General features: G+C 62.1%; 7 protein-coding genes. All 7 read left to right on the top strand.

The genetic code is table 11. The features are described from left to right. On the top strand, nt 1–2,370 hold a 2,370-nt coding region (locus QZY48_RS30495; RefSeq protein WP_295437696.1), incomplete at its 5' end, for a hypothetical protein. Between the two features lie 38 nt (nt 2,371–2,408). Continuing rightward, on the top strand, nt 2,409–2,798 hold the full coding sequence (locus QZY48_RS30490) for a GxxExxY protein (RefSeq protein WP_295437697.1): 390 nt from the start codon (nt 2,409–2,411) through the stop codon (nt 2,796–2,798). A gap of 50 nt (nt 2,799–2,848) precedes the next feature. Continuing rightward, nucleotides 2,849–5,209, top strand: coding sequence for an Eco57I restriction-modification methylase domain-containing protein (locus QZY48_RS30485; protein ID WP_295437695.1), 2,361 nt, complete (start codon nt 2,849–2,851; stop codon nt 5,207–5,209). Nucleotides 5,210–5,300: 91 nt separating this feature from the next. Further along, complete coding sequence (locus tag QZY48_RS30480; RefSeq protein WP_295437693.1) at nt 5,301–6,164, top strand: Fic family protein; 864 nt, start codon at nt 5,301–5,303, stop codon at nt 6,162–6,164. Continuing rightward, the gene (locus QZY48_RS30475) at nt 6,154–6,570 is read left to right on the top strand and encodes a hypothetical protein (protein ID WP_295437690.1); all 417 of its coding nucleotides are present in this window, start codon (nt 6,154–6,156) and stop codon (nt 6,568–6,570) included. The genes QZY48_RS30480 and QZY48_RS30475 overlap by 11 nt, the downstream gene beginning before the upstream one ends. Beyond that, nucleotides 6,567–9,182 (top strand): ParA family protein, encoded by a 2,616-nt coding sequence (locus tag QZY48_RS30470; protein ID WP_295437687.1) that lies wholly within the window; start codon nt 6,567–6,569, stop codon nt 9,180–9,182. Before QZY48_RS30475 ends, QZY48_RS30470 begins: the two co-directional genes overlap by 4 nt. 133 nt (nt 9,183–9,315) lie before the next feature. Then, nucleotides 9,316–10,646: hypothetical protein (locus tag QZY48_RS30465; protein WP_295437685.1), on the top strand; the 1,331-nt coding region annotated here is incomplete at its 3' end.

Genomic DNA, 10,646 nt, shown 5'->3' with positions numbered 1-10,646 from the left:
GTCAGCTTCGATCAGGTCTTCGATGCCGTGCAGAACGACCTGCTCTCCCAGGAGTACCTCGGCGCATCTGGCGTACGGGCCATCTACGAGTCGGACGAGCGCGTGCCCCATACGCCGGTGATGCCGGCTCGGGTGTTGAAGGTTCTCTGGCTACTCCAACGCGTGACCTGGGTCCCGCGGGTCCCGGAGACCCTCGCCAAGCTCCTGACCAGTGCTCTGACCACCGACCTCGCGCAGCTTCGCACGGATGCGGAGGCGACCCTCCTGGCGCTGCAGGAAGCCGGTTACGTCGCACGCGACGAGGCGACGGGCGAGTGGAAGTTCCTCAACGAACGCGAGCGTACCATCGAGCAGGCCATCCAGGAGATGGTCCGCCCGGGTGGTCCTAAGAGCATCAACCTCGCGACCGTGCGCAGGACCTCTCAGCAGATCTGCAAGGACGAACTGCTTACCCGCAAACGGCTGGGCAACTTCGCCGTCGCCCACGGCGTCACCAAGGTCACCTTCGCTTACGGTGTCCATCTCGACGGCGAAGCGGTCGATACCGGGCCGGAACTGGAGATTCGCTTCCTTTCACCCTTGGCGCCTGGCCGCAGTGTGGCGATCGAGGAGATCGGGCAGCAGAATCAGGCCGGCGGCGCGAAGGGCAGGATCGCCTGGTGGCTGGCAGACACGCCCCAAAGCCTTGAGGGGCGCTTGAAGCGCTACGAGTCCTTGGTGAAGGTCACGAGCGACAAACGCTTCACCGAAGATAGCTCCGCCGATACCCAGGATGCCCTCGCCGAGAAGCGCAAGGAGCGCGATGAGTTGAAAATCGCCCTGGTCAGGGACCTGGAGCGGGCCTTCTTGGGCGGCAGCCTGCGCTACGGCGGCCAAGAGGTCGATCTTGAAGGCGCCGCCGACCTGAAAGACCCCATCCGCACGGCCTTTCAAGCACTCATTCCGAACGTCTACCCGCGTTTCCACCTGGCTGACCGAGCCTTCGACTTCGCCAAGCAGATCAAGGCGCTGCTCAACCCCACGACCACGAATCTGCACCAGGTCGCGCCCGAACTGGACCTCTTCGACACGCAGGGGAGCCTGCAACGGGAATCGGCCCTGGTGGGTCAGGTCCTCGAAGTGCTCGCCGACCTCGCGGACGAGGGCCTGGAACCCGAGGGGGGGCGACTACTCGACGCCAAGGACGATAAGGGTTTCAAAGGTTTTCTCCGGCCGCCCTTCGGCTGGCCGGAGGAGTTGGTGCGTCTGGTACTCGCCGCTTGCTTCAGGGCCGGTGCTATTTACATCGAGAAGCAGACCCCCTTGGGGCCGTCCGCGCTCTACGACTACCAGGGCACCGAGGAGATCTTCTCGAAGATCACCACCTTCAGAAAAGCCACCTTCCGGGTCGCCGAGACCAGCCTGTCGGTGGATCAGATCAAGCACGCGAGTAAGGCCCTCATCGCGATGGGTCGCAGTGGTACGCCCGAATCGGGCAACGCCATCGCCGCCGCGGTGCGCGACCTGGGGCTTGCGCTGGGACTCGGAATACAGGAGGCCAAGAGCCGCCACGGGCAAGGGCTACCGATTCCCGATTCGGTACTCAAGGCCGAAGTCGCCCTGGCTGAGCCCACCACCGCCAAGGACCCAACGACCGTGGTGACCGCTTTCCTTGCCAAGGAAAAGGAGTGGAAGGCGCTCAAGAAGGGGCTGGACGCCTTGCGGGACTTCCTGGATGCGAACCGGCATCAGGACTTCGATGCCGCGCGGAAGTTGATCGGTCTGTCCGCGGATCATCCCATCCCGGACGAGCACCCCAAGCGCGCCGCATTCGTGCAGGCCGAGCAAGACCTGGCCGCCATCGCCGCAGAGAAGACGGTCATCGCACGTTGGAACGACTACCGTTCGGCCTTCGACACGGCCTTCGCCACCTACCGGGATGTCTACCTCCAGACCTACGACCAGGTCCGGAACGCGGCCGAGGCCCAGGCCGCGGAGATCATGGCCGGGGTTGCCTACCAGAATGCCCCGCCCGCCCGACGCGACGCGATCGTCGACAAGGTCTTCGGTGTCGGCAAGCTGGGCCACTACGCCCCACTCACCCTCGCCACCGTGGAGGCCCTGCTCACGGCCGCCGGCAAACGGAGCCTCTCTGCACTCGATCAGGCCCTCGTCGCCTTACCCGCCTACCGGGCACAGGTGGAGTCCGAACTGCGAACCCTGGTATTACCGCCGCCCGAACCCTTTGAGCGGGTCTTCGAGTGGCGTCCGGTGACGGTCCTGGCCGGCCGGCGATTCAAGACCGAGGACGAGGTGGATCAAGCCTTGGACGAGGTGGCGGATGATCTCAAGGCCCAGATCCGCGAAGGGTTCACGGTGGTGGTCAAGTGAAGAACATCCACCACCAAGACACGAAGACACCAAGGGGAATGATCGAAGCTATACCGGTATCGACAGATGACGTTGCGCGGCAGATTGTCGATGCGGCCTTCAAGGTACATTCGACGCTCGGGCCGGGGTTGCTCGAATCGGTTTACGAGGTCTGCCTCGCTTATGAGTTGACCAAACGTGGGCTCGAGGTCTCGCGACAGGTCGCCCTTCCGGTGATCTACGACGGAATGCAACTCGATGCTGGATTTCGTTTGGACCTGCTGGTCTGCAACTGCGTGATCGTGGAGTTGAAGGTAGTCGAGTTGCTATTGGCTATCCACAAGGCCCAGTTGTTGACCTACCTGAAACTCTCCGGCTACCGGCTCGGTTTCCTCATCAACTTCAACGTGCCGTTGATCAAAGACGGTATCGTCCGGTTGGCACTATGACAAGTCCATTCTTGGTGTCTTCGTGTCTTGGTGGTGAAATCAAGGAAGCCGTGCGCGCTTGGGTGCCCCGGGTCCGTCTGCTCATTGAGGACGAATTCTCGGCCCAGCTCAAACGCCTCGGGCTTCAGCCGAACGGCAAGCATAAGCCCCTCGACCAGATGCGCCTGCCCGATGAGTCTGTGGCGGTCCGCGGCCGGGTCGCGGCGCTCATCGCCCGGGACGCGATCGTCGAGGGCTCGGCCGAGCGCGGCTATGAGAACGTGAAGCGCGAGCTTGCCTACACCCTCCTCAACCGGCTCGTCGGTCTCAAGGCGATGGAAGTGAGGCAACTCCTCTACCTTCCGCCACCTTCCGTGAATTTTCACCACCAAGACACCAAGGCACCAAGAGCAGAGGAAGAGCGAAACAGTATCAACTTGGTGTCTTCGTGTCTTGGTGGTGAATCCGATTTCCACCACCAAGGCACCAAGACACCAAGAGCAGAGGAAGAACGAAACGGTATTAACTTGGTGTCTTCGTGTCTTGGTGGTGAATCTTGTCTCCCTGAGCAGACCGAGGTGATCACTCCCATTCCGGGCCAGGCACGCTCGCGCTACCTGCGCGACTACCGGGCCGCGGGCGGCAGCAAGTACAAGTACGACGATGACGCCGAGGAGCGACTGCTCCGCGACGGACTCACCACGGCGTTTCGACACATCACCCAGGACATCCGGGTCCTCTTCGATCCGGACCACGAATACGCCTGCCTCTGGCCAACCCATGCGTCCTTGGTGAACATCCTCAAGACGATCAATGAAGACCTGCCCGAGGACGCCTACCGTGCCCAGGACTTCCTCGGCTGGGTCTACCAGTTCTTCAACCGCGAGGAGAAGAAGCGCGTTCGCGATGAGAACAAGGGCACGCCGCGCTCCTCCTACGAGCTGGCGGTCATCAATCAGTTCTATACGCCATCCTGGGTGGTAAAGGTCCTGGTCGACAACACGCTCGGCCGGCTCTGGCTCCAGATGCACCCGGATTCGGCGCTCGCCGCCACCGCCCCACCGCCCTTGCCCGACGAGCGCACCTCCGATGTGCCGGTCGCCGACTACCTGGTCCCGCGCACCGGCGAGCGCATCCGCTACCAGCGGCTGACCGATGACGGACAGGTCGAGACCTTCAAGCGCGCCCGTGACATCGCCCTGCTCGATCCCGCCTGCGGGACCATGCACTTCGGCCAGTACGCCTTCGGCCTCTTCCACCGGATGTACCTGGATGAGATCGAGCACGCCGGCCAGCCGGGTTGGCCCGCCGAGCCCTCGGTGGGCGAGCCCCGCGACATCCCGGCCGCCATCATCGAGCACAACCTCTTCGGCGTCGATATCGACCCGCGGGCGATCCAGATCGCGTCCCTGTCGCTGCTCCTCACCGCCAAGGAGGCCGCACTCAAACACGGCTATTCGCCCTTGGATGTGCAGATCCACCGCAGTAACCTGGTGGTCGCCAACGCCGTGGACCTGGGTGCCGAACGGCTCAAGGGGCTCGTAGCCAGGATTTTTCACCACCAAGACACCAAGACACAAAGAAGAAGAGAGACGAATAACTTGGTGTCTTCGTGTCTTGGCGGTGAATCCAATTTTCACCACCAGGGCACCAAGACACCAAGAAAGGAACAAGCGAATAACTTGGTGTCTTCGTGTCTTGGTGGTGAATCCTCAGAGGTGCTGTCGGCGCGGTTGTTTAAGGTCATCTGGGGAAACCTCCAGTATGTCAGCGAACTCGGCAGCCTCGTGCAGGTCCGCGAGGGCGTCGAGCGCGTACTGGACGACTGGGTGGAAACCCGCGCCCGGGAGAAGGGACTCACCCGGGTCTTCGCCCCGGCAGAACCCCGGCAGCTTGAGCTGGGATCGATCCTTGCGGACCTGGGGCGGGAACAGGCCCGACAGTTCCAACTCGAACGGCGTCTCCTGGAAGCGGAGGCCCGCCAGCTCCAGCAGGAGCTGCTGGCAGCCATTGAAGACGAGGCCGCCCAAGTGGGTGGCGACCCCGCCGAGCGCCTCTTTGCGGAGGATACGGCCCGCGGCCTCAAGCTCCTCCAGATCCTCTCGCGGCACTACGACGTGGTGGTCATGAACCCGCCCTACGGTGCCTTCATTCCGAAGGTGAAGGACTTCGTAAAGGCGGCCTACCCGCTCACGGCGAATGACATCTACGCGGCCTTCATCGATCGGGCGACACAACTGACCGAGCCCGATGGCTATGTGGGGGCGCTGGTCTCCGCGACCTTTATTAACCTGACCTCGTTCGAGAAGCTGCGCACGGAGATTCTTCTCAAGCGTAACCCTCTCATCACGATGCTCGACCTCGGGTTTGGCATCCTTGATGACGCAACCGTGGAAGCAGCGGCCATTGTACTGCGCGGGGGGGTGCGATGATTATTCACCACCAAGACACAAAGACACCAAGAAAGACTATTTCTTTTCTTTGTGTCTTGGTGCCTTGGTGGTTTAATTCTGGAGACCCGTGATGACTCGCGTCCACTGGAGGTGGGAGGAGAAGGACTTTGGCTTCCGCTTCCTCAGCGGCACCGGCCGTAAGAAGGGCGAGTATTACCAGGCCGCGAGCACCGGCGAGTTCTATGTCATCCCGGCCAGCCAGCGGAAGCTCCCGAAAGATCGGCTCGATCAACTGGCAAAGCTCGCCGCAGTCCCCTCCTCACCGCGGGTGGTGCCACCCCCTTGGAGCGACTATGACCGCGACTGGGATTGGATCACCACCGCCGACGGCACCCTCCTCAACTTCGCCGGTTGCCTCGATCGCGAGGAGATCGATCGTCGAGAAGACGAGGGTGTGGCACGAGCCATGGAGTTCGTCGCCGGCCTCCTCGACAGACCCGAACCGGCGCCGCTGACCGTCAACCTCATCCGCCAGGTCCACCGCGAGCTCATGGGCGAGATCTATCCATTTGCAGGCGAGTGGCGCACCGTCGATCTGCACAAAGGCGATGGCCCGACCCGGTGGCGCTTGCCTCCGAGTGGGATTCAGCCACTCATGGAGGTACTGGAGCGGGACGTGCTAGCGCACTCACCGCTGTTATCCGACGACGATGCGACGGTGTTTGCCTACGTCGCTGAGGTCATGTGTGCGATATTGGCCCTGCATCCGTTCCGCGAGGGTAATGGTAGAACCGCATTCATCACGGGCAACCTGCTACTCATGCAGAATGACATGGTTCCTTTGGACGTGTATGATCGGAGGAACGATCAGACAGGTTACTTCGCCGCCTGCGACGCGGGTCGCATCCACAAAGACTATGCCCCGTTCGCAACACTGATTGCGGATTGGGAAGCGGCCGCCCTGGCACGTTGGGAGCCTCATCATGTCGCCTGACACCTGGGAGGACTGGCGCAACGTAGCCAATGAGCGCATGGTGGATGCGCGGAGCATGCTACCGACGCGCGCCAATTCAGTCGCGCCCGTCTACCTGGCGGGCTATGCCATCGAGTGTAGCCTCAAGGCCCTCCTACAACGGCGCGGCACCGGCTTCCCAACCCACGGGTCTGAAGGTCATAACCTCCGGGGGTTGTGGGCAAGCGTCGGCTTGACCCTGGGGGACATTCCCGGGGCCGGCGGGTCCGGTACCTACTACATCGAGTCCTGGTCTACTGATCTCAGATACGCTGTAACCGACCACTTTCCGGGGACCTGCGAGGAGATGCTCACCGGAGCGGTAACCCTGGTCAGCTTGATCCAGACCCGGCTGGCCCGCGCGCACAGCAGAAGGAGAAGAAGATGAAGGCCGACGCTATCCGCGACCAAGTATCGAAAAACATGGCACGCCATGGGTTCGTCGTCGCCGACCTGCGCGTACAGCCTGACCCCTTCAATGGCTGGCGACTCTGGCTGGAGTCGGAGGCCTTTCGCGGGATGTCGACGCAGGGGCGGCGGGACCTCGTGCTCGACGGCCTCGCCGACGAGCATTTCGAGTGGATCGATCTCATCACGCCCGAGGAAAAGAGTTGGGCGGGCGTTGCACCCCGGGACTCCGATTTGGAAGACCTGCCACTCTGGCCCGAGGCCCTGGCGCGCGCCCGGACGATCACGGCGCCGATCGATGCCCGGTTTCTCTCCGACCTGGATGAGGACCTGCCCCCTCCGCTGATCTGCACCTTCTATTCGCTCAAAGGCGGGGTCGGTCGCACCACTGCCCTTGGCTACACCGCCTTGATCCTGGCAAACCAGGGCTTCAAGGTGGTCTGCGTGGACATGGACCTGGAGGCACCGGGACTCACGTCGGTCTTCGGCCGCGAGCACGAGATTAAGGCAGACATGGGAGTGGTCCATATCCTCGCGTCACTCGATCGTGGTGAGGCGGTGGACCTGCGCGATCACCTGATCCGCGCCGATGACGACCTGGACCTCTATGTGGTCCCGGCGGGCCTGCCGGGGGCCGAATACGCGCGTCTGCTCCGTTTCACCGATCCGCTGTCCTGGTATCGTGAGGAAGTCAATCCGCTGCATCAGATGGTCGAGCAGTTGCGTCACCTGACGCTGAACCCGGACCTGATCCTGTTCGACGCCCGCACCGGGTTTGACGCACTCAACGCCCCCTTTCTGTTCGAGATCTCGGATCTGGCGGTGATCGCCTTCTTCCCCCACCCGCAGGCACGCCGGGGTACCGGGGAACTGGTTCGCGCACTGCTCGCCTCGACCACCCTGCGGCAGGCCGGGGGGCGCCGTCTTACTCCGATGCCGCGGTTCCTGGTGTCTCCCATTCCGGCAAGCAAGGCCCCCGAGGTCGTCAAGCGCTACCAGCATCGGGCACTGGAATGGGTCTCGGACTGGCTGTCGGTCTTGGGCGATGGTGGCCGCCTGGCCGAAGGGGACATCACCCACTTCGTGCCTTACCGCGAGGTGATCGCCACCGCGGACAGCCTGCTCAAGGGGGCCGAAAGCTGGACCGACTACCAGCAGATCGCCGAATGGCTCTTGGGCTTCCTCAAGCAACCCAGCGAGTCGGCACCGGCGCTCGGAACCGCCCAGCACAAGCCCGCCGTCCTGGCCTCCCTCCAGTTTCGGGGCGACACCGCGGAGCATCAGCAGCAGTTCCTGGAGACCTTTGTCGAGACCGCCGTGGTCGTCAAGGCCCTGGCCCCGGATGTGCCGCTGATCCTGGGGCGTAAGGGCACCGGGAAGACCGCGGTCTTTCGTCGCCTGGCCGAGGCGTCCGATCGCTCCGCGGTGGTGGCCCTGGCACCGGCACCGCTGCGCAAGGGCCGGCCTTGGGTCCTGGGCGCGGATGGCTTCAGTCAGGTCGACGAGATCCTGAAGCGGCACCATGCCGACTGGCGCCAGGTGTGGGCACTCTGTGCCGCGGTCGCCATCGACACCGAGGCCCGCATGGAGGGGGCAGCGCCGGATACTGACGCCCGGCTGGCCGCCGCCAATCTGGCGCCGCACACGGAGCTTGAGTTCGTCGATACCGTTGCCCAAGTCCTGTCCATCGCCGGGTCAGGTCTCTTGGTCGCCGACTGGCTGGATCGGCTGGACCGGGCGGTGCCCGCGCCGACCCTATTGCTCTTCGACGGTCTCGACACCGGCTTCGGGAACACCGAGGCGGACCGCGCCCGCCGACAGACCGCCATCCAGGGCCTGTTCTCCTTCCTGACCGATCGCGGCGAGCAGTTCAAGAACATCCGGCTCAAGGTCATGCTGCGCGAGGACATCTGGCAAGGCCTGCGGTTCGAGAACAAGAGCCACCTCTTTGGCCGTTCCGTCAGCCTCAAATGGAACGAGCAGGTCGACTTCCTGCGTGTCGTCCTCAAGCAGGCCATGCGCAGTCAGGAATTTGCCCGCTTCGTCATGCCGCAAGGAGCGGCCATGTACCGCAACACCCCCATCGACCAGTGGCCGACCGAGATCGTCTTCAAGGTCTGGAACCTCCTGGTGGGTGAGCGCATGAAGGGCGGCAATACCGCCTTCTCACGCAACTGGGTCTGGAACCGCTTGGCCGACGGCAACGGGGATCGCATCCCCCGCTATCTGATTCAACTCTTCGAGGAGGCCGTGGTCTGGGAGCGCGAGGAATCCAAGGCCAATGCCTATGATCGCAGCCTGATCCGCCCACGCGGACTCATCGAGGCCCTGCCCAAGGTCTCCCCGCGGACGCTCAGCGCCCTGAAGGACGAAGAGTTCCCCCAGTTGGAGACATTGTTCGAGCGGCTGCGCTCCCTGCGTTCGTCACCCGTGAATGCCCGCGACATCGCCGACCTGGGCGATCTGGTCACGCTCGCCCGCGAGGTCGGCGTGCTCTCGGTCTATGAGGGGACTGAGGATCAGGTGGAGCGTTACAAGGTGCCGGATATCTATCTGGCCGGGCTTGGTATGGCACGGAAGGGGCAGGCATGAATCGAATCGGATTGAACCACCAAGGCACGAAGACACCAAGAAGAAAACGCAGTTCTTGGTGTCTTCGTGTCTTGGTGGTAAATCAATAATCTATGTCGATGGAACCAAGTTGAATTAGACAGGTGATTCCACAATGACGCGTATCAACGTCAAGGCCATCCTCGCCGACGCCGATCTGCGGCGGAAGCTCATGGTGTCGACGATTCAGGCGACTCAGGCGCGGGAGGGGATCGCGACAACGACGGAGCAGGCGGATCGGGCGTATTACGTGGTGAGCGAGGGCGAGCGGGCGACGTTTTTCGATCTTGAGCGATTTAAGGGAGGGAAAGGCGAGCCCGACCGACGGCACGAGATGTTCGTGCGGACTCTTACTGATGGCACAGAGAGACTCCGTTATGACGTAGCCAGAAGGGATTTCGCTGCTATCGATGGCTGCCCGTTAGCTTTCAAGCGAATTGGTCTCGTCGCGCATATTTTCCGAGAATGCCCCTCACTTGAACCTACATGGGCTGATCTGCGGCAGGGGCTATCTACTGCCGATGATTTGCGCTTTGTCCGGCACAGATGGGAGCTTCCGATTAATCACATAGGCCAAGGAAAGCCATGGGTACCTTTCGCCAAGGGAGGCGATTTCTCTCGATTTTATCAGCCATTCGACTTGATCGTTTCTTGGGAGGACGATGGCACTGAGATCAAAGAGTACAACAGTCAGCTATACGGCGGAGGCCATTGGTCGCGGCAAGTTCGCAGCCCTGGTTATTATTTTCGGGCGGGCCTAACTTGGCCGCTGCGAACCCAGCGTGGATTCAACGTCCGAAAGATGCCGGCAGGATGCATCTTCGGGCACAAGGGACCTGGTATATTCCTCCGCGATCCGCGTGACGAGGACTTTGTGCTTGGAGTGATGAGTAGTGCGCTTGCTGAGTATATCTTGCGCGGGCTCATGTCGTTTGGTTCATGGGAAGTCGGAATCGTAAAGCGTCTGCCGATCCCTGAGCCTTCGGCAACACGGTATCGACAAATATCCGCACTTGTACGCGCAATCTACGACGCGAAGGCAGCATGGGATGCTGGAAATGAAATCTCTACCTCGTTTCGCAATCCTTGGCTCCTTAAGGAAGACGCGACATCCCCGAGTCCATCTTTGGCGGCGCTTCTCGACCTATTGAAGATTTGTGAAGTTCGCGAGGAAACCCACATTCGTAAGCTCTCCGACGATTTGAACGAAGAGATCTACCGTCTTTACGGAATTCCCGACATCACACGAGAAACCATAGAAGAAACCCTCGGTGACCGCCCTGCGGAGATCATCTGGCCTCAGATGGAGCGTAAGGCTAACGACCAGAAGCGCATGGAGCACGTCTGGCGCCTGCTCTCCTATGCAACCAAGCGGGTGCTGGAGGCGGACGACGACGGCATCGTCCCCTTCAACGCGGTGAACGGCGAGCCCCGACTCGTCGAGCG

Origin of the sequence: uncultured Thiodictyon sp., from assembly GCF_903828115.1 — a bacterium.
Lineage (GTDB): Bacteria > Pseudomonadota > Gammaproteobacteria > Chromatiales > Chromatiaceae > Thiodictyon.
This window is presented reverse-complemented; position numbering and strand designations above follow the sequence as displayed.

Coding starts and splice junctions, on each gene's coding strand:
- QZY48_RS30480 (WP_295437693.1), top strand. CDS start 5,301: ATGACTCGCGTCCACTGGAGGTGGGAGGAGAAGGACTTTGGCTTCCGC.
- QZY48_RS30490 (WP_295437697.1), top strand. CDS start 2,409: ATGATCGAAGCTATACCGGTATCGACAGATGACGTTGCGCGGCAGATT.
- QZY48_RS30475 (WP_295437690.1), top strand. CDS start 6,154: ATGTCGCCTGACACCTGGGAGGACTGGCGCAACGTAGCCAATGAGCGC.
- QZY48_RS30470 (WP_295437687.1), top strand. CDS start 6,567: ATGAAGGCCGACGCTATCCGCGACCAAGTATCGAAAAACATGGCACGC.